The following is a 19,398-nucleotide window of genomic DNA, read 5'->3' as shown; positions in this document are numbered from 1 at the left end:
GGCTTTATATGCAAATAAATGACGACAAAAAAATTCGCTTAATGTATCGCATCGAGCCCGGTTGCCTTGGCCCTAAGGGTGCTGAGCATGTTGAAGATTTTTGTCGTTTTGCAAATAAACATATTAAGTCACCATTTTATGGCCAATTTGTATTTTTACCTCGTTACGATAAAGCCATAGACGAGCGACAATATAGCGTTAACAGCCGTAATTTATCTCTTGTGCAGGCTCGAGCTTACTTAAAGCACTTTGATATTAATATTGAAGAATTTGAAGAGCAACTCGACGAGCTCCTCACTAAAGCGATTGATTTATACTTTAAGCGATAGCGTTTAATTGCTGTTGCTTAGGTATTCTTCCCCTCCACAATGCGTTTTTATTTATTTTAATTATTATTAAAAGTATAAGTAATTTCTTCCACAAAGATAAAGTAATCAGTAATAACTGAGAAAAACCAGATCGGCCAATATGTATCACTTACTCTAAAAGCGCAGTGCCTCTTAACCTCTTTGTGAATTAATTAGCTCTTTAAAAGCTTTTATTTGCACAATGAGAAGTAAAAGAGGAGTAAATGAGAAAAGCCAAAAACAAAAACCAGTATTTTTATGTTTTATCACTACTCTAAAAGCGCAGCGCTTCTAACCTCTTTGTGAATTAATTAGCCCTTTAAAAGCTTTTATTTGCACGATGAGAAGTAAAATGGGAGTAAATGAGAAAAGCCAAAAACAAAAACCAGTATTTTTATGTTTTATCATTACTCTAAAAGCGCAGCGCCTCTTAACCTATTTGTGAATTAATTAGCTCTTTAAAAGCTTTTATTTGCACAATGAGAAGTAAAAGAGGAGTAAATGAGAAAAGCTAAAAACAAAAACCAGTATATTTATGTTTTATCACTACTCTAAAAGCGCAGCGCCTCTTAACCTCTTTGTGAATTAATTAACTAAATATTTTAAAAGCCCTAAAAACAAAAAAAGCGGTGTTAATTTTAACACCGCTTAATGCGAAATATATTTAGCTATATACTTTAGTAAGCTTGGGTTACAACATAGGTTTTATAACATCAAACACAGCTTCTATATGGTCGTCTCTGTCGTTTAGTGCCGCTATGTAACGGTACTTTTTGCCGCCTGCGTTTTCGAATATTTCACGATTTTCGCCTTCTAGCTCTTCAAGTGTTTCTAGGCAGTCGGCGCTAAAAGCAGGACTGATAATGGCTACATCGGTAATACCCTCATCAGGCAGGGCTTCAAGCGTTGCGTCGGTGTAAGGCTTTAACCACTCGGCTTTACCAAATCGACTTTGAAAAGTACTAATTACTTTGTCTTTATCAAGGCCTAGTTTTTCTACAACTAAGCGCGTGGTTTGTAAACATAGGCAATGGTACGGATCGCCTCGCTCTAAAAATAGTTTAGGCATACCGTGATACGAAAAAACAATTTTTTGTGGCATACCATTCGCTTCTAAATCCTCACTAATACTATTAGCAAGTGACTCAATATAACGGGTGTTTTTATGATAGCCATTAATAAAGTGCAGCTCTGGCACCCAGCGCCATTTACGCAGTACGCTCGATACAGCATCGAACGTTGAACCCGTGGTTGGGCTAGAATATTGCGGGTACATTGGTAAAATAATAATACGCGTTAAGCCTTTATCACGAAGCTCCTCAAGGCCGGCCTCTATTGAGGGATTGCCATAGCGCATAGCCATTACGACTTCGGTATTGGTATAACCTTGCTCTTTTAATAAGGTATTTAGCTTTACGCTTTGTTGGCGAGTAATGTGAGTAAGCGGTGAGCCATTTTCGGTCCATATACTTTCGTATAATTTAGCTGAACGCTTAGGGCGCACACGCAAAATAATGCCATGTAAAATTATCATCCATACTAGGCGTGGTATTTCTACAATGCGTGGATCTGATAAAAACTCACGTAAGTATATACGAAGCGCAGCAGCTGTTGGTGCATCAGGGCTACCTAGGTTAGTAAGCAGTATTCCCGTTTTTTGGTTAAAACGCCCATCATGGGGATTGTCAGTAACCGCAGAAAATCGCGACACAGAGTGCTCCTTCAAGCAAATTCAATAATGTATTTTATGCACATTGTAACGAAAAAAACTGCCGTTTAGATCAATCATTTAGCAGTTTTAACCATAATTCTAAATGGGGCTGGTTTTTTAGATTCTAGTTGCTGCAGTTTTTCTATTGATTTACGGCTAAATACATGACCTTTAGGCAGCAACATTATACCCGAATGGCTGTGCAGAGCATGGCCGAGTATCATTTGCTCTTTGAGTTCATGGGCATTACAAATTAGTACTGATCCTGCTGAACTTTTTTGTTCGTGTAGTTTTGCATGGCTTGCTTCAAGCGCACGAACTATTTTAGGGTGGTAAAACGAACCACTATAAAGTTTTACACTTTCGAGTGCGTCCTCATGGCGCTGCTTTTCATCGCTTGCATTACTTTGTTCAAACGCATCCCAGTAATCGCGCGCTAACCCTAATACCATAGCCCCTATCGGTATGTCGTTTCCAGCAAGGCCTTTGGGCATTCCATTTCCGTTAAAACGTTCAAACTGATAATAAATAGCATCCGACAAATCGTGTAAATGTATTGCTGGCATTAGCATTAATTGTGCAGTACTTGGGTGAGTATAAAAGGTCTTACGTTGTTGCTCATTTAGCCGATTTAGCGGTTTTTTATAAAGTTCAGGATCCATAGCAAGTAAACCTATTTGTGCTAAATAACCCGCCATTGGGGCAAGATCGATGCTTTTTTGCGACAGGTTTAAGTAAAGCGCTATTTGTGTGCAGGTATTTGCAATATTTTGTGCTTTGTTGCCATCAAGGTAAGGATTTGCGTTAACAAAATTATATAGCAGCTCAACGGTTGATTTGTGCTCTTGTTTTTCGCGTTCGTTGGCGTCTTCAAGCTTTTTTAAAACTTGTTTGATTTGTAAGGTACGTTTTTCTACTCGTTGCTCTAACGTGTTGTTTAGCTCAAGTAGTTCTTGGTTTTGTGCCTTAACTTGTGTTTCTAATTTTTTGTTTTGCTTTTTTAGCGCAAATTTTTCTAGGCTATCTTTAATGCTTCGAAGTAATAAATCGTTTTGCCATGGTTTTTGAATATAACCATTTATTTGCCCTTGATTAACAGCCGCTAGGGTTGTTTGTATATCGGCGTAACCGGTTAATAAAATGCGTTGAGTGTCGGGTGCCAGCGCACGCGCTTTTTCTAAAAACTCGGCACCGTTCATTACCGGCATCCGCATGTCGCTAATAATTAAACCAAATTCATGATTTTTAAAAAGTGTTAGTGCGTTTTGCGGATTATCGCAAACAATAACCGTTAAGCCATTTACTTCAAGTAGTCGTGTTAACGTACGTAGTACTATTTCGTCATCATCAATACAAAGTACATCAACCTGATTCATGGGTGTGTTTGGTGTTACTTGAGTCATTGCGCCGCCTTTAAATTACTTCTGGCTAAATAATAGCTTAAAAAAACATCCGTGACCTGTTTATGCTTACCTTTTATATAGAGTAGGAGTCACCTAATGTGGTTATTATCTATAAGTAGATAAATGCTCACACTAAAGTTGCAAATTTGCATGTAGACGACTAAACGTTAAGTATAAAGTTATCTATATGGATGAAAGGAATGAATGGATCAGATGGTAATTTTGAACGTGCTTTTTTAAACGAACAAAAGCTGCGCTTGGCCGCAGAACAATTACTCAAAGATAAAAGCACCGTTTTAGTTGCCATAAATAATGAATTACAAAAAAAAGTAGCCGATTTAGAACACCAGCAAATGCTGTTTGTGCAAACCGAAAAAATGGCAACCTTAGGAACGCTTTGTGCAGGCGTAGCCCATGAAATAAATACCCCGCTTGCCTATGCAATGAGTAATATAGAAAGCTTACAAAATTCTACCCCTTTGCTCATCACGTTGCTAAAGCTTAACGAGCAATACTTAAACAACGAAATTAAAGAGAGCCGTTTTAAACACGAAATCGACATACTCAATTTACAGTATCCGTATGCGTGGCTTTATAACAATTTGCAGGGACAAGTTAACGACAGCGTTGAAGGGCTCAAACGAATAAAACAAATTGTGCATGACTTATTAAACTTTGCCCACCCCTCCTCCTCGCAAGATAAGCAACTAACCGATGTAACAACGGGTGCTAATAATGCTTTAAGGTTATTAAGTAACAAACTCAAACTATGCGAGATAAAAACGCGGTTTGAACCCCTACCACTTATTTGGTGCAATTTATCATCAATTAATCAAATTTTTGTAAATCTCTTAATGAATGCTTGGCAAGCATGCGAGCTTGATTTAGAAAAAGGCTGCATTATTGAGGTCAACATTTTTGAACTAGACACAAATATCTGTATTGAGGTAAAAGATAATGGCTGTGGAATGAGTGAAGACACAATAGCGCATATGTTTGACCCTTTTTATACAACAAAAGAAGTTGGAGAAGGTACCGGTATGGGTATGACACTTGTATACGCTATGGTGAGCGATCATGGCGGAAAAATAGAAGTTAACAGCACATTAGGGACAGGTACGACCATCCGCTGCCTATTACCTTTAAAAGCGTAAACTAACGAACAAAACCACAATGTAAATAAAAAGTTAATATATCTTTTTTTGAAGTTTAATGCCCTTGCAGCATGTATTTTAATCGATTAAACGTGGTTTTTTCTTATCTTGAAATTTATTTGCATACTTAGACCAAATATTTAGTTTTTTTCATTTCTTTTTGTTTGCATATGTTGCTAGGATGTTTGCAACAGGTTATGAGCACCATAACCACACACATATTATAAGAACACAAAAAAACAGGGTCGTCACTATGCCAACATACCGTTTAAACACACTTGCTGTAGCCGTTGCTTTCGCGTTTAGCGCACCAAGCATTGTTAACGCAGAAGAAGCACCAGTGCAAGCTGCTAAAAACATTGAGCAAATATCTGTATTAGGATCGCGTGTATCTAACCGTACTTCTACTGAGTCTTCTTCTCCTATTGATTTAATTGACGCAGATGATTTAACCAAAGGTGGCTTTACCGAGCTTGGCCAAAGCCTGCAAGCGACAGCGCCTTCATTTAACTTTTCGCGTACACAAGTATCTGACGGTTCTGATTTATTTAGACCCGCCACACTTCGTGGCTTACAGCCAGATCAAACTCTTGTATTAGTAAATGGTAAACGTCGTCATAACCAATCAATTTTTGGCCTTAACGGTACAGTAGGCGCAGGCGCTGCGGGTACCGATATGAATGCCATTCCGCTAACGGCCCTTAAAGGCGTTGAAGTATTACGCGATGGCGCAGCGGCGCAATATGGCTCTGATGCTATTGCAGGCGTAATTAACTTATCTCTTAATAACTCAACCGGTATTACAACGGGTTTTGTACAATACGGCGGCACAAGTGAAGGTGACGGCGACACTATTTCAGCAGGTTTAAACCGTGGTTTTGATATAGGCAGCGAAGGCGGCTTTATTAACCTATCGCTTGAGTACCGTGATGCCGATGGCACTAACCGCGCCGAGCGTGATACGGGGGGTTCGCTTAATGTTGAACCAGGTACGTTAAGTGAAGATGTACGCTGGGGCCAAGGTAACTCAGAAAGTGAATTTACATCGTTATTTTACAACATGGCATTACCAATGGGCGACGGCGAGCTTTACTCGTTTGGTGGCTACTCAGAGCGCACGGCGCTGGGTAATGGTTTTTACCGTAACTTTAACGAAGCCTCTAAAAACGTAATACAAGTATACAGCGATGGTTTTTTACCGCGCATATATAACGAAGCACAAGATATTTCAGTCGCGCTTGGTTTTAAAGGCGATATAAACACAGATTGGAATTACGATGTTTCGGCCGTTTATGGTGAAAACCAATACGACTTTACATCACGCAATACATTAAACGCTTCTTACGCGGCTGAGTATTTATTTAATAACCCAAGTGCAAGCGATGCCGATATTGCAGCAAATTCAGGCCCTAGTGGCGGTTACTCAGGTGGTTTTAGATTTGATCAAACAACGGTTAACCTTGATGTAAACGGTATTGTAGATATTGGCCGTGGTGAACCTTTATATGTAACAGTAGGCGCTGAATACCGTAAAGAAAACTACGAAATAGTACCTGGCGATGAAGCATCATACGCCTGTGGACTAGCAAATATGGATACCTCGTACCCATCAGTAAACGATCCGGACCAATTTGCACAGTGTGGTTTTCAGGCTTATAACGGCCTACGCCCTGAAGCGGCTAACGACAGCGACCGTAACAGCTACGCAGTTTATGTAGACGTAGAAACTATGATCACCGATGCATGGAACGTCAGTGGTGCGCTACGTTATGAAGATTTCTCAGATGCAGGGGATGATTTAATTGGTAAATTAGCAACACGTTATGAATTTTCAGATGACTTTGCTGTACGTGGTGCGGTATCCACTGGTTTTAGAGCACCATCACTTCAACAAAGTGGTTATACAGCCTTTACAACTAACTTAGGTTCAGACGGTACATTAACGCAGTCGTTCACGGCAAACACCGGTACAGCTTTCCCAAGTGCGTTAGGCGTAGATAGCTTAAAGCTTGAAACTTCAACAAACTACAGTGCTGGTTTTGTTTACGATGTAACAAGCGAGCTTTCGTTAACGGTTGATTTTTACCGCGTAGAAATTGAAGACCGTATTACTCTTGGCAGCTTACTTACGGCTGACGACGTATCGTTTAGCTCAGAAGCAGTTGCAGCGCTTCAAGCAACAGGAGCAGTGCAAGCTAACTACTTCTCAAACTCGGTTGATTCTACTACGCAAGGTGTTGATATTATTGCATCGTACCGCACTGAAGTTGAAGGCGGCAATTTAGGAGTAACCTTTGCGGGTAACCTAAACGATACTAAAATTGACGGCGTAAATGCTGAAGACGGTATTCCTGAAGCGGTTGCTTTTGATGATTTACAACGTAGCTTTTTTACCGACGGACAACCTAGTGAACGTGCAACGCTTACGTTTGACTACGAACGCGATGCCTACACATCAACCATTCGCTTTAACTACTTTGGCGAAACAGACGTAAAATACTTTGGTAACGACCATATTTCATTACCAGGTGAGCTTTCGCCTACGGGTTCATTTAAACCAACAAGTACGGTTGAGTCTGCTGTGTTAGTTGATTTAAATGTTAGCTACCAAATTAACGACATGTTTGCGCTTTCGGTAGGTGCCGATAACGTATTTGACGAAACGCCAGACGAGCTAGGCGACGACGAAGTACTTAACTTTATCACCAACGGTGCATTTAAATACCCTGTACGCGCATTACCATACGGTTTTGACGGCAGAACGTACTACGCAAAAGTAAGCTTTAGTTTTTAATTTATAAAGCAAACTAAAGTAATATTAAGCGCAGTTATTAACTGCGCTTTTTTTATGCTTTTTTATTATTAAAAAAGTACCTTTTGGGCATTAAAAATACTTGCGCGGTTGAAAATTAAGCCTACAATCGCCATCTCTAAAATAGGCCAACATAAAAGCCTCTTTATTATTTAACTTAAAATAACCATTAGTTGATAGGAAATATATGACTAAAAAATCTAAAGCAAAAACCGCAAGCAACAGCGCGGTAGATACAGGGCGAGGCGTTATAAACCACAATGCACTAGCAGCGTTGGTCACCTCTAAATTATTTAAACCACAAGTGGTTAAAGCTAAAAAAGGCAAAGGCTCGTTTAAACGCAGCAACAAACATTCAGGACAAGAGTCCTATTTAATCGCGGCTTAAATAGCACCGATCAAATAGGGCTTTTGAATATAGTAAGCGAGGTTTTATACCTCGCTTTTACCTTTAAAGCATTTAAGCCACGTTACATGAGCGCGAAGTAAATTCGCACCTACGGGTTTGGTGTTTGCACGATGTAGGTGAGGTTTTATACCTCGCTTTTACTTTTAGTTCTTTATTATTTTAACTCCCAAGCTACCCTCTAAAAGCGCAGCGCCTCTAAACCTCTTTGTGGATAACAGCCCTTAAAATATGAATGCACAAAGAGAAGAAAAAGAGGAGTAAATGAGCAGACAAAGTCCATTTTTTTTAAGTTATATGATATTTCACCATCGAGGCGCTGTGCGCTACACAGAGAAAATACGAGTAATGGTTAGTCACTGCTCCTTGTTTCCTCCTTCACTTCTCGGTGGTGATTTAATTACTTGTTTACTAATGCATCCGACTAAATGTAAAAGCGGTGCTTTTAAACGCCAGCAAGCTGCGCGTCTACAGGTGCTTATACTCAAGTTAGAGTATCGTCTGTAGAAGGAACTTGCTCACGTTAGAAGTGTAGTTTCTAACCTTTAAAACTATTATTTTTAACTGTTTGTGATGGGTTTTCACCAAATAGTTGCGTGTAATCTTTAGCAAATTGTCCCGCATGCCAAAATCCCCAATTGGCTGCTATTACTGAAATTGGCTTATCTTGGTTTAATTTTTTTAGTTCCCGCCTTACATTATTTAAACGTGTTAAACGTAAAAACCGCAAAGGGTTAATTCCTAAAATACTCTCAAAACTATACTGAAGTGTGCGCCTACTTACAAAAGCAAGCTCGCACAGCTCGGTTATGGTTATTGGGTTTTGTGGATTTGTGGCCACGTAATCTTTTACTTTATCTACTACGGCTTTTCGGTGCTTATAACTTGGCGCAATATTTTGTTGTGGATTATCTGCTTGTAATAAGTGTAGTGCCAACATGTTTAGCATATCTTGTTGTGATTCGGTTTTAAGTCCAAAGCCCTTGCCTACAACCATGCTATTAATTATTTGCCTTGCCGTTTGCAATGATGAGTTGCTTACCGATAAGCGAGCTGATTGTGCAGATGACAGGTTTTTCAATGTTACGCCTTGTAGCTGCGCCATATATTCAATTGAATTCCAATCGATTACCAAACCATAAATATTAAATTGCTCAGGGGTTATCAGCTCAAAGTCATTATCACTTGTGCGGCACATAAATTGATTACTTACCACACTTAGACCATTAATCTTACTTTGCTGCGACTGACAAGGAATGCCAAGCCAAACCGAATTGGGGGCGATGTTACATTGCTGACGAAGCGCTCGCTCGGTGTATTCTTTAAACACATGAATATTGGCATAATCTGTTTCTTCAATAAAACCATAAAAGCTGCCGTCGCTCATTTGATCGTATTTTTGCTGCCATTGAGTAAGGCTATGCGCTTGCTCGTCTATGTCATGTGTTTGCACCTTGCTCTTAAGTGGTGCGCCGTACCTATTTTGCTGCGCCATATAGGGGATGCTCTTTTTCGTTACACTTTTATTATGGTTAAGTTAACACCGCTTTGCGTATGTAACCAATTGAATTGGATTAATAAATAATCTTTTGCCGAAATTCGATAGTTACTTGGTACAAAATAAGCTGTCTTGTAACTATTGAAAATTGATTTATAGCTAAAGATGCAGCAAAACCTATACCAAGGTTTATCATATTAGTTATGTGGAGTAAATCATGGGGCAAGCGTACAGTTACACTTTAGGCACACACACTTATAAATTCAAGAACTTAGCGCAGTTGATGGCTAAAGCAACGCCGCAACGTTCGGGTGATCGCTTAGCGGGCGTAATTGCACAATCAGCACAAGAACGTGCTGTGGCACAAATGACATTGGCCGATGTACCTCTTAAAACATTTTTAAATGAGGTACTTATTCCCTACGAAGATGACGAAATTACACGCTTAATTATTGACGAGCACGATGCCAATGCCTTTATGGCTATTGCACATTTAACCGTAGGTGACTTTCGTAATTGGCTTTTAAGTGACTTTGCAACACCCGCTGTACTTGCAAGTATAAGGCAAGGTATTACGCCTGAAATGGCTGCTGCTGTTAGCAAAATAATGCGCAATCAAGATCTCATATTAATTGCTAAAAAGTGCCATGTTACGAGTGCTTTTAGAAACACTATTGGCCTCTCTGGGCATTTATCTACACGTTTACAACCAAATCATCCAACTGACGATATTAACGGTATTGCTGCATGCATGCTTGATGGGCTGCTATACGGTAATGGCGATGCCGTAATAGGTATAAACCCAGCAACCGATAACGTTGCCCAAGCCATTAAATTAATGACATTAATGGATGATGTTATTCAAAAATACGCCATACCGACGCAAAGCTGTGTGCTTACCCATGTTACTAACACTATTGAATGTATAGAAGCTGGCGCACCGGTTGATTTGGTATTTCAGTCGATTGGCGGCACAGAGGCTACTAACTCAAGTTTTGGCTTTAATTTAAATACCTTAGCCGAAGCGCAAGATGCGGCCTTGAGTTTAAAGCGCGGTACTGTTGGCAATAACGTGATGTATTTTGAAACCGGGCAAGGCAGTTCGCTTTCAGCAAATGCGCATCATGGGCTTGATCAGCAAACGTGTGAAGCTCGCGCTTATGCAGTTGCTCGTAAGTTTAATCCGTTACTGGTTAATACCGTGGTGGGGTTTATTGGCCCTGAATATTTGTTTGATGGTAAAGAAATTACCCGAGCAGGACTTGAGGATCACTTTTGCGCTAAGTTACTAGGCATACCGATGGGGTGCGACGTGTGTTACACCAATCATGCAGAGGCCGATCAAAACGATATGGATAATTTGCTAACGCTATTAGGTGTTGCAGGTTGCTCGTTTGTAATGGGAATACCTGGCTCTGACGATATTATGCTTAACTACCAAACTACGTCGTTTCATGATGCATTATATGTGCGTCGAGTTCTTGGCTCTAGACCCGCCCCTGAGTTTGAAGCATGGCTAAGCAAAATGAAAATTATGCAAAGCACTACCGACATCACACTTTCAGATACCTTGCCTCCCGCTTTTGCTAAACCTCTGGGTGCAATTGCTGGAGGTGGCTCATGAAATCACGTTCAAAACCGACCACTCCATTAGATAACTCAGTAAATGAGCATAAAAATAACGGTAATGTAGTGCACAACCCTTGGAGTGATTTACGGCGTTTTACCGACGCCCGTATTGGGCTTGGTCGCGCTGGTATAAGTTTGCCAACCTCAGAAATGCTGGCTTTTCAGCTATCTCATGCACAAGCGCGTGATGCGGTGAGTTTTCCGCTTGATATTAACGAAATGACTGAGCAACTAGGCAGTATTAGCGTATTAAAAGAGGTTGCCCCTCCCCTGCATTTACACAGCCAAGCCGTTGACAGGGTTACTTACCTTCAGCGACCCGATTTAGGCCGCAAACTTGATGAAAATGGTAGGCAAGTACTTCTCAGCTATATGAATAAACAAAAGCACACTACGCAGGCTAAATACGATTTAGCGATTGTAGTGGTTGATGGACTTTCGTCGTTGGCGGTACAAAAAAATGCATACCCATTTATAACAGAGCTATTAACGCACCTTACAACAGACAAGCAATTTAAAATTGCTCCCATTACTTTGGTTGAGCAAGGGCGAGTAGCGATTGGAGATGATATAGGTGAGTTGCTAAATGCGCAGGTGGTTATGGTGTTAATAGGAGAGCGCCCAGGACTTAGTTCGCCAGATAGCCTTGGCTTATATTTGACATGGGAGCCCAAAACAGGACTTAACGATGCATGTCGTAATTGCATATCGAATATTCGCCCTGCAGGCCTACCTTATACAGAAGCGGCGCGACGCGCACTGTACTTATTACGTGAAGCTAAAAAACTAAAACTAACTGGGGTTAATTTAAAAGACCGCACACAAGATGATGTAATTGAGCACCAGGTTTCAACCACTAACTTTTTAATTGCTGAGTAATTTTAATCTAGGAATTAAAAACACATGAAATAAAAAAATAAAAACTAAACATCAACGGAGAAAGGTTATGTCTACTAATAATAATACAGAGTACCTTGCTAAAAGACAGTTAAAACGAGGTACTGCGGGGTGGTTATTGCTCGCAGGTTTGGGTGTGTCGTATGTAATATCGGGTGACTTTGCAGGCTGGAACTTTGGTATCGCCGAAGCCGGTTGGGGTGGTTTTGCCATTGCTGCAGTATTAATGGCCGTTATGTATTTAGCGCTTGTACTATCGCTTGCTGAAATGTCAGCTGCAATACCTGCTGCAGGCGGTGGTTATAGTTTTGCGCGTCAAGCTATGGGGCCAGCGGGAGGCTATTTAACCGGGCTTGCCGTATTAATTGAATATGCCTTAGCACCCGCTGCTATTGTTATTTTTATAGGCTCGGCAGTTGAAGCCCTCACCGGATTTAATGGCCCATGGGTATATGCATTATTTTACTTACTATTTGTGGGAATTCATTTAGCGGGCGTAGGAGAAGCGCTTAAAGTAATGATGGTAATAAGTGGTTTAGCGGTATTAGCTATTATTGCAACGGCTTTTGTTTTAATCACAAATTTTGATGCATCGCGCTTATTTGACGTCCCCGTAACAAATGCAGTGGGAGCCAGTGAGTTTTTACCTTTAGGTTGGTACGGGGTTTGGGCTGCATTACCGTTTGCCATGTGGTTATTTTTAGCGGTTGAAGGTGTACCGCTTGCTGCTGAAGAAGCAAAAGATCCCGCTAAAGATGTGCCAAAAGGCATTATTGGTGCAATGATCTTTTTGTTATTTACTGCTTTTTTAGTTGTTGTTTTAGTGCCTGGTGCTGGCGGTGCTGCTGCAATGGGGGCAAGTGCAGTGCCTTTAGTTGATGCATTAAATGCATCGGGTAGTGAGGGCTTAGCAACCGTTGTAAATATATTAGGGCTTGCGGGTTTAGTTGCTTCGTTTTTCTCTATTATTTATGGTTATAGTCGCTTAGTGTTTGCTTTATCTAGAGCCGGTTATTTACCACGTTCGTTGTCTATTACGACTAATCGCAAAGTGCCAGCACGTGCGTTGATTGTACCGGCAGTATTTGGCTTTTTAGTATCACTCAGTGGTGAGGGTGACTTAATACTTGCAATGGCAGTAGTAGGTGCAACGCTCTCGTATGCATTAATGGCGCTGAGCCATATTTTACTTCGCGTTAAACAACCTGATTTACCTCGCCCGTACAAAACTCCAGGTGGCGTAGTTACGTCAAGTATTGCTTTAGTACTTTCGCTTATAGCATTAACGGGTGTGTATGCGTTTGACCCTCGTGCATTTTTATACACTATGGTGCTGTTTATTGTGGGCGCCGCATATTACTTTGGCTATAGCTCAAAACACTTGGTTGCTAAAAGCGCTGATGAAGAGTTTGCAATGTTGGCAAATGCAGAATCTGATTTAGAAATGGCTAAGTAGGTATTAATAGTTATTAAATATAAGTGAGGCTACCCCTCACTTATATTTTTATACGTACAATACGATGTAAAAATGGTGCCTGCATATAGGCATCAAGTCCCTTCTCTACTTTATTAATACCGTTTAAAACTAAAACTTTATGTTGCCGCGTAGCGCTTTGTTTTGGCCGTGTTTAGTTTTTTTGTCCATGCGCTTTCGCTGTGAATTACGGCTAGGCTTGGTGGCACGACGCGCTTTATTAACAACGGTAGCACTAAGAATTAAATCTTTTAAGCGCTTAAGGGCATCTTCTCGGTTTAGCTCTTGCGTACGGTGGCTTTGCGCTTTAATTATTAAAACGCCCTCTTTGGTAATTCTTGTATCATTTAAGGCTAGCAAACGCTCTTTATAAAAATCAGGTAATTTAGAGCGGTTAATATCAAAGCGTAAATGAATTGCACTTGCGACTTTGTTAACATTTTGACCACCGGCACCTTGCGAACGAATAGCCGTTAGCTCTAGTTCCCATTCATCGATAGTGACAGTATTTGAAATTGTTAACATTGTGTTCAGCTCTATTTGTCAAAAATGTATTATATCATCAGTACATTAGCTTGTGGTGAATGAACTAAATTCTTAGAACTTAAATAAATTCTCATAAATTGTACTATAAAATCAGCCAATATATTATTTTGTGTTGGCAAGTGTTGCTTATTAGTTTCTAATTGGCACAACTTTAATACTAGGAAATGCTCAATGAAAAAAATACTTGTATCACTTAGCTTATTAGCAATGAGTTTCTCAAGCCTTGCAGTAGATATTAACGAAGGTCAACTTCAAAGCTATATGAAAGCACTGCCAGCTGTAACGAGCTGGGCAAGCAGCCAAGAGTCTTTAAAAGACTTAGACTTAGCAAGTATGTTAGGTGGTTCTGCAGATCAAAGTGTTGACGAACAAAGCTCTTTAGCTAATAGCGCACTAAGCATGATTAAAGAGCAAGACCTATACAAAAGCTTCGCGGGTGTTACAGGCCGCTACGGCTTTACACCAGAGCAACTAGTAACTGTAGGTTCTGAAGTATCAATGGCTTATATCGAAAACCTTAAATCGGGTTTATCTGCTGATAATCAAGAAACAGCGAATAAAGTAATGGGCGGTTTTCAAAGCATGAAAAGTGCTAAAGATAAAGGCGCTAGTTCGTTAATGGGTTCGTTTGGTAAATCGTCAAGCGCAGCTGAGGAGTCTACAGAGTCTTTAGTAAGCGAAAGCAACCTTGAACTTGTGAGCGAATACATGCCACAACTACAAAAGCTTTTTGCACTTCTATAAGTTTTATTGTTTTATAAAAAGGTGGCTTTTGCCGCCTTTTTTAATGCCTAATTTTTATATGACTTAGATAAATTACAATATTTTATAAGTAATACTGACCGGGACTATATGCAAAAACGGGGGAGTAAATTATTACTCCCCCGTTTTTATTTAGCGTACAGATTATTTAAGATCGAATCTGTCTGCGTTCATTACTTTTACCCATGCGTTTACAAAGTCATGTACAAAGCGCTCTTTGTTGTCGTCTTGTGCATAAAACTCAGCAAGTGCGCGCAATATAGAGTTTGATCCAAATACTAAATCAACGCGTGTTGCAGTCCATTTTGTAGTGCCACTTTTACGGTCTACTATATTGTATAAACCTTTTTGAGTTGGCTCCCAACGGTTTGACATGTCAGTTAAGTTTACAAAGAAGTCGTTGGTTAATGAGCCTACGCTATTTGTAAATACGCCATGTTCGCTGCCAGCATAGTTAGTACCTAGTACTCGCATCCCACCAATAAGTACCGACATTTCTGGTGCACTTAATCCCATTAGTTGGCTGCGCTCTAGTAATAACTCTTCAGCTGATACTGCGTAATCTTTTTTCAGCCAGTTTCTAAAACCATCGTGAATGGGTTCTAGTACATCAAACGATTCTGCATCAGTCATTTCATCTGTTGCATCTCCACGTCCTGGAGCAAACGGCACGTTTACATCAACACCGGCTTGTTTTGCAGCTTGTTCTACGGCTGCTGTACCACCTAAAACAATTAAGTCGGCGATGCTAACAGGTTTACTCAAGCCAGCCTGCACTTTTTCAAGCGCACTAAGTACTGATGCTAAACGTTCTGGCTCATTACCTTGCCAATCTTTTTGCGGTGCTAAACGAATGCGTGCACCATTTGCGCCGCCACGTTTATCAGAACCACGATAAGTACGTGCGCTATCCCAAGCTGTATTTATTAAATCAGCGGCACTAACACCACAATTTAATAATGTGGTTTTTAGATTGCTAATTTCGTCGTCTGTTAATGTGTAATCAACGGCTGGAATTGGATCTTGCCAAATTAAGTCTTCGCTTGGTACGTCAGCACCTAAGTAACACGATTTAGGACCTAAATCGCGGTGAGTTAGTTTAAACCAGGCACGTGCAAACACGTCTGAAAAGTATTCAAAGTCGTTATAAAAACGCTCAATAATTTTACGGTACGTTGGGTCCACTTTCATGGCCATATCAGCATCTGTCATCATTGGGTTCAAACGAATTGATGAATCTTCTACATCGACAGGCTTGTCTTCTTCTTTAATATTAATAGGCTCCCACTGATGAGCGCCTGCAGGGCTTTTAGTGAGTTCCCATTCGTAGGTTAATAAAAGCTTACAGTATTCGTTATCCCATTGTGTTGGGTGCGTAGTCCATGCGCCCTCTACACCTGATGTAACTGTATCGCGGCCAATCCCACGTGTTGTAGTGTTATTCCAACCAAGGCCTTGCTCGTGTACGTCAGCAGCTTCTGGCTCAGGTCCTAAGTTTTCTGCTTTGCCATTACCATGTGCTTTACCTACTGTGTGCCCGCCTACCGTTAATGCAGCGGTTTCTTCGTCATCCATTGCCATACGCGCAAAAGTTTCGCGAATTTGGGCTGCTGTTTTAAGCGGATCAGGAATACCATTTACACCTTCAGGGTTTACATAAATTAAGCCCATTTGTACTGCGGCTAATGGATTTTCCATGGTATCTGGTTTATCTACACTTTCGTAACGACCATCACTTGGCGCTAACCATTCTTTTTCAGCTCCCCAGTAAACGTCTTTTTCAGGATGCCAAATATCTTCTCGGCCGCCGGCAAAACCAAAGGTTTTTAAACCCATTGATTCGTATGCCATGTTGCCTGCTAAAATAATTAAGTCGGCCCATGAAAGCTTGTTACCGTATTTTTTCTTTATTGGCCAAAGTAAACGGCGCGCTTTGTCGAGGTTACCGTTATCAGGCCATGAATTTAGTGGCGCAAAACGTTGATTACCTGTACCGCCGCCGCCTCTACCATCGGCTAAACGGTATGAACCCGCTGAGTGCCATGCTAGGCGAATCATTAAACCGCCGTAATGTCCCCAATCGGCTGGCCACCAATCTTGGCTATCGGTCATTAAGCTTTTTACGTCTGTTTTTAGCGCGTCAAGATCGATTGATTTAAATGCTTCAGCGTAATTAAAGTCGCTATTGTATGGGTTTGATTTGGTGTCGTGCTGATGAAGAATGTCTAAGTTTAGGGCATTTGGCCACCAATCAGTATTGGGATTAGACGTTTTAGTATTACTGCCGTGCATGACCGGACATTGGCCTGCTTTAGGGTTGCTCATTGTGGAATCCTTATAATAGAAAAGTAAAATACTTAATCAATCAGTATTGTTGCTTATGTATTTATAACTTTTTAAAAAGTAACGGTTATTTTTATTTAATCGGCTTGCTTATTATTTAGTGTGCCTGCCTAAACACTTACGTATCCTTAATATAGGCGCATAAATTATGCTACGCCAGCCTCAACATACTATTTAAAACGATTGCTCCAATTTATATTTTTGATTAGCCTTTTGCTAATGATGTATTTAACAATAGCTTTGTAATTACGTTCAGAATAATAGTAAAAATAAATCTGATGACGCTCGTGTAAGGTATTACGTAAGATAAAAAAACAAATTAGTGAATTAACCTTAACCTTTTCACTAGACCTGTGATCGAATTGAAAAATTTCGGCGTAATGGTATGTGAAGGGTTTGAAAGTGGCTTTAATTTATTTAAAGCGCACATTGGAATACCCCCCTTCACCATGAAATTGTAGTTATATAGTTATATAGTTATAATTATAAAGGTGCATTACTTAAGCCCAATGCACCTTTACTTTATAAACCGAATACTTTGAGTATTCTTATATTTTTAACTAATTGAATTGAATTAAGTATTTGTTCATAAAGATTCAGTTAGTATGAAGTTGTTCTCCTGTGAATCCCTACGACATATTGTTGTTTTAAGCAGTTTTTGCCAGCTCATATTGAGCTGGTTTTTTTTGCCTATTTTTTCTTAAAACCACCTAAGTATTAGCAAAATGCTCATGCTTTACCCTATTATTGCTAAGCTCACTGGGCTAAAAAATTCTTACAACTATTGCTCCTATCTAAATTAGGTCAATTTTAATCCTGAAAAGTCAACGCGCCCTAGTGCCATTCAGCCCTGCATGTTAAAGTTATTACAGTAATTAATTTAATTAGGCGTACCGATGCGTTATTACCTATCTACACTTTTTGTTTGTTTAACTTTTTTTTCGGGCATAGTAAATTCTGCTGAACAAAAACCAGCAGCCCCTACAGCACAACAAGAGCAACAAGCCCTCAAACAACTTAAAGAGTCTATGTTTAAACCGCTAATGGAGCGCTACATACTCGACGAGCTAAAAGCCGTAAGGCAAGATCAACAAAAACTCCGTGAGGATGTAACTAAGCAAGTTACTCATGCACAGCTTGATACTGCAGATCGCGCATTAACGTACACTACCGACACTATTAATAATGTATTTTTTATAATTACCGCTACGGCTTCTATTTTGGTTTTAGTGGGCTGGAACTCACTACGTGATGTTAAAAACAAAGTAGAAGATATTGTAAATACACGTGTAAGTGTAATTACTGACGAGTATGAAGACCGATTAAAAATTCTTGAAGAAAAACTACGCGTACGCTCAGAAGAAATACTCAGTAACCAAGAGCGCATATCGGTTACCAACGAGGTTCATTCGTTATGGATGCGTGCCAATTTAGAAAGTGATTTTGCTAATAAAATTGAAATATTTGATGAGATTTTAAAACGTAAACCAGAGGATGTTGAAGCCATTGCTTATAAGGCCGATGCGTTATTAGAAATAAATGAAACAGCGCAAGCCATTGAGTTGTGTAATCAAGCCATTGATATAGATAGTGTCTATGGTTATGCCTATTGGCAACGAGCATGTGCTTATGCGCTAACACATAAGCATGCTGATGCATTAGCCGACATTAAAATGGCACTTGAATACTCTCCAAATTTACGTAATGAGCTATTACATGAGAGCGCATTTGCAAGCTTACATGACAACGACAGCTTTAATACTATAGTAGCTGGTGAAGTTGTTTAAGCACTCAGTATTTGGCCTGTATGATTAGGCGCAACATCATAAAAAAGGGCCTTGGCCCTTTTTTGTTTTTAAAGGTTAAGTTTGTTGTGTAATTAAGTAATTAGAAGCTACGCTTCGCGCGCGAGCAAGCTCTGCGCCTACGTGGAAAACTTAACGCGGTGGTTAAAATTCACTTGTAGACGCGCTGCTTGCGGGCGTTTAAAAACGTAGTTTTTAGGATGGGTGATTAAGTAATTAGAAGCTGCGCTTCGCGCGCGAGCAAGCTCTGCGCCTACGTGGAAAACTTAACGCGGTGGTTAAAATTCACTTGTAGACGCGCTGCTTGCGGGCGTTTAAAAACGTAGTTTTTAGGGTGGGTGATTAAGTAATTAGAAGCTGCGCTTCTCGCGCGAGCGAGCTCTGCGCCTACGTGGAAAACTTAACGCGGTGGCTAAAATCCACCTGTAGACGCGCTGCTTGCAGGCGTTTAAAAACGCAGTTTTTAGATGGTTGAATTAATACCAACCCGCAATAATACTTAATCATTTTTAGGGGCTAAACGTGTCACTACCTGCGTTAAAAAATTCTCATTTAGAACAACTAAATAGCGAATTTTTTGCCTAGCTATCAACACGTTTTTCCATCCTCAA

15 protein-coding genes are annotated in these 19,398 nt (G+C 40.2%); 10 read left to right on the top strand and 5 right to left on the bottom strand.

Annotated elements, in window-relative coordinates; translation table 11 throughout:
- Positions 1–8 precede the first annotated feature (8 nt).
- Entirely contained in the window at positions 9–329 is a 321-nt protein-coding gene (locus L659_RS0115670; RefSeq protein WP_010555512.1) for a hypothetical protein, read from the top strand.
- A gap of 709 nt (positions 330–1,038) precedes the next feature.
- On the opposite strand, the gene hemH is transcribed toward L659_RS0115670, so the two are convergent.
- Entirely contained in the window at positions 1,039–2,058 is a 1,020-nt protein-coding gene (gene hemH / locus L659_RS0115665) for a ferrochelatase (RefSeq protein ID WP_007583511.1), read from the bottom strand.
- Between the two features lie 74 nt (positions 2,059–2,132).
- Positions 2,133–3,461 (bottom strand): HD domain-containing phosphohydrolase, encoded by a 1,329-nt coding sequence (locus tag L659_RS0115660; protein ID WP_024591139.1) that lies wholly within the window; start codon positions 3,459–3,461, stop codon positions 2,133–2,135.
- A 200-nt stretch (positions 3,462–3,661) separates the two neighbouring features.
- On the opposite strand from L659_RS0115660, the gene L659_RS0115655 reads away from it, so the two are divergent.
- The 4 genes from L659_RS0115655 (at position 3,662) to L659_RS1000000123720 (ending at position 8,340) form a co-directional block, all read left to right on the top strand.
- A complete protein-coding gene (locus L659_RS0115655; RefSeq protein WP_024591138.1) occupies positions 3,662–4,615 on the top strand; it encodes a sensor histidine kinase in 954 nt (317 codons plus the stop codon).
- Between the two features lie 253 nt (positions 4,616–4,868).
- Positions 4,869–7,409, top strand: a complete 2,541-nt coding sequence (locus L659_RS0115650; RefSeq protein WP_024591137.1) for a TonB-dependent receptor plug domain-containing protein — start codon at positions 4,869–4,871, stop codon at positions 7,407–7,409.
- A 205-nt stretch (positions 7,410–7,614) separates the two neighbouring features.
- Positions 7,615–7,815, top strand: a complete 201-nt coding sequence (gene arfA, locus L659_RS0115645; RefSeq protein ID WP_024591136.1) for a ribosome alternative rescue factor ArfA — start codon at positions 7,615–7,617, stop codon at positions 7,813–7,815.
- Positions 7,816–8,097: 282 nt separating this feature from the next.
- The gene (locus L659_RS1000000123720) at positions 8,098–8,340 is read left to right on the top strand and encodes a hypothetical protein (RefSeq protein ID WP_155945827.1); all 243 of its coding nucleotides are present in this window, start codon (positions 8,098–8,100) and stop codon (positions 8,338–8,340) included.
- A 31-nt stretch (positions 8,341–8,371) separates the two neighbouring features.
- On the opposite strand, the gene L659_RS0115640 is transcribed toward L659_RS1000000123720, so the two are convergent.
- The gene (locus L659_RS0115640) at positions 8,372–9,328 is read right to left on the bottom strand and encodes a helix-turn-helix domain-containing protein (RefSeq protein ID WP_024591135.1); all 957 of its coding nucleotides are present in this window, start codon (positions 9,326–9,328) and stop codon (positions 8,372–8,374) included.
- Between the two features lie 220 nt (positions 9,329–9,548).
- Here L659_RS0115640 and L659_RS0115635 point away from each other — a divergent pair, with 220 nt between their 5' ends.
- The 3 genes from L659_RS0115635 to eat all read left to right on the top strand — a co-directional run bounded on the left by L659_RS0115635 (position 9,549) and on the right by eat (position 13,313).
- A complete protein-coding gene (locus tag L659_RS0115635) occupies positions 9,549–10,955 on the top strand; it encodes an ethanolamine ammonia-lyase subunit EutB (RefSeq protein WP_024591134.1) in 1,407 nt (468 codons plus the stop codon).
- Positions 10,952–11,839, top strand: coding sequence for an ethanolamine ammonia-lyase subunit EutC (gene eutC, locus L659_RS0115630; RefSeq protein ID WP_024591133.1), 888 nt, complete (start codon positions 10,952–10,954; stop codon positions 11,837–11,839). The genes L659_RS0115635 and eutC overlap by 4 nt, the downstream gene beginning before the upstream one ends.
- A 67-nt stretch (positions 11,840–11,906) precedes the next feature.
- Positions 11,907–13,313, top strand: a complete 1,407-nt coding sequence (eat, locus tag L659_RS0115625) for an ethanolamine permease (protein ID WP_024591132.1) — start codon at positions 11,907–11,909, stop codon at positions 13,311–13,313.
- Positions 13,314–13,442: 129 nt separating this feature from the next.
- Here the strand turns inward: eat and arfB are convergent, their stop codons facing one another.
- On the bottom strand, positions 13,443–13,856 hold the full coding sequence (arfB, locus tag L659_RS0115620) for an alternative ribosome rescue aminoacyl-tRNA hydrolase ArfB (RefSeq protein ID WP_007583522.1): 414 nt from the start codon (positions 13,854–13,856) through the stop codon (positions 13,443–13,445).
- 192 nt (positions 13,857–14,048) lie between these two features.
- Between arfB and L659_RS0115615 the strand changes: the two genes are divergently transcribed.
- On the top strand, positions 14,049–14,621 hold the full coding sequence (locus tag L659_RS0115615; RefSeq protein ID WP_010555231.1) for a hypothetical protein: 573 nt from the start codon (positions 14,049–14,051) through the stop codon (positions 14,619–14,621).
- A 162-nt stretch (positions 14,622–14,783) separates the two neighbouring features.
- Here the strand turns inward: L659_RS0115615 and katG are convergent, their stop codons facing one another.
- Positions 14,784–16,964, bottom strand: coding sequence for a catalase/peroxidase HPI (gene katG, locus L659_RS0115610; protein ID WP_024591131.1), 2,181 nt, complete (start codon positions 16,962–16,964; stop codon positions 14,784–14,786).
- Positions 16,965–17,878: 914 nt separating this feature from the next.
- Here katG and L659_RS0115605 point away from each other — a divergent pair.
- Positions 17,879–18,769: a tetratricopeptide repeat protein gene (locus L659_RS0115605; protein ID WP_007583526.1), complete on the top strand. Its 891-nt coding sequence runs from the start codon at positions 17,879–17,881 to the stop codon at positions 18,767–18,769.
- Positions 18,770–19,398 lie beyond the last annotated feature (629 nt).

It is taken from the genome of Pseudoalteromonas sp. S8-8 (genome assembly GCF_000497875.1).
GTDB lineage: Bacteria > Pseudomonadota > Gammaproteobacteria > Enterobacterales > Alteromonadaceae > Pseudoalteromonas > Pseudoalteromonas arctica.
This window is presented reverse-complemented; position numbering and strand designations above follow the sequence as displayed.

What these genes read in the sequence shown, in the direction of transcription:
- L659_RS0115670 (WP_010555512.1), top strand. Translation starts at nt 9, where the DNA reads ATGCAAATAAATGACGACAAAAAAATTCGCTTAATGTATCGCATCGAG.
- L659_RS0115660 (WP_024591139.1), bottom strand. Translation starts at nt 3,461, where the DNA reads ATGACTCAAGTAACACCAAACACACCCATGAATCAGGTTGATGTACTT.
- L659_RS0115655 (WP_024591138.1), top strand. Translation starts at nt 3,662, where the DNA reads ATGAATGGATCAGATGGTAATTTTGAACGTGCTTTTTTAAACGAACAA.
- L659_RS0115650 (WP_024591137.1), top strand. Translation starts at nt 4,869, where the DNA reads ATGCCAACATACCGTTTAAACACACTTGCTGTAGCCGTTGCTTTCGCG.
- arfA (WP_024591136.1), top strand. Translation starts at nt 7,615, where the DNA reads ATGACTAAAAAATCTAAAGCAAAAACCGCAAGCAACAGCGCGGTAGAT.
- L659_RS1000000123720 (WP_155945827.1), top strand. Translation starts at nt 8,098, where the DNA reads ATGAGCAGACAAAGTCCATTTTTTTTAAGTTATATGATATTTCACCAT.
- L659_RS0115640 (WP_024591135.1), bottom strand. Translation starts at nt 9,328, where the DNA reads ATGGCGCAGCAAAATAGGTACGGCGCACCACTTAAGAGCAAGGTGCAA.
- L659_RS0115635 (WP_024591134.1), top strand. Translation starts at nt 9,549, where the DNA reads ATGGGGCAAGCGTACAGTTACACTTTAGGCACACACACTTATAAATTC.
- eutC (WP_024591133.1), top strand. Translation starts at nt 10,952, where the DNA reads ATGAAATCACGTTCAAAACCGACCACTCCATTAGATAACTCAGTAAAT.
- eat (WP_024591132.1), top strand. Translation starts at nt 11,907, where the DNA reads ATGTCTACTAATAATAATACAGAGTACCTTGCTAAAAGACAGTTAAAA.
- arfB (WP_007583522.1), bottom strand. Translation starts at nt 13,856, where the DNA reads ATGTTAACAATTTCAAATACTGTCACTATCGATGAATGGGAACTAGAG.
- L659_RS0115615 (WP_010555231.1), top strand. Translation starts at nt 14,049, where the DNA reads ATGAAAAAAATACTTGTATCACTTAGCTTATTAGCAATGAGTTTCTCA.
- katG (WP_024591131.1), bottom strand. Translation starts at nt 16,964, where the DNA reads ATGAGCAACCCTAAAGCAGGCCAATGTCCGGTCATGCACGGCAGTAAT.
- L659_RS0115605 (WP_007583526.1), top strand. Translation starts at nt 17,879, where the DNA reads ATGCGTTATTACCTATCTACACTTTTTGTTTGTTTAACTTTTTTTTCG.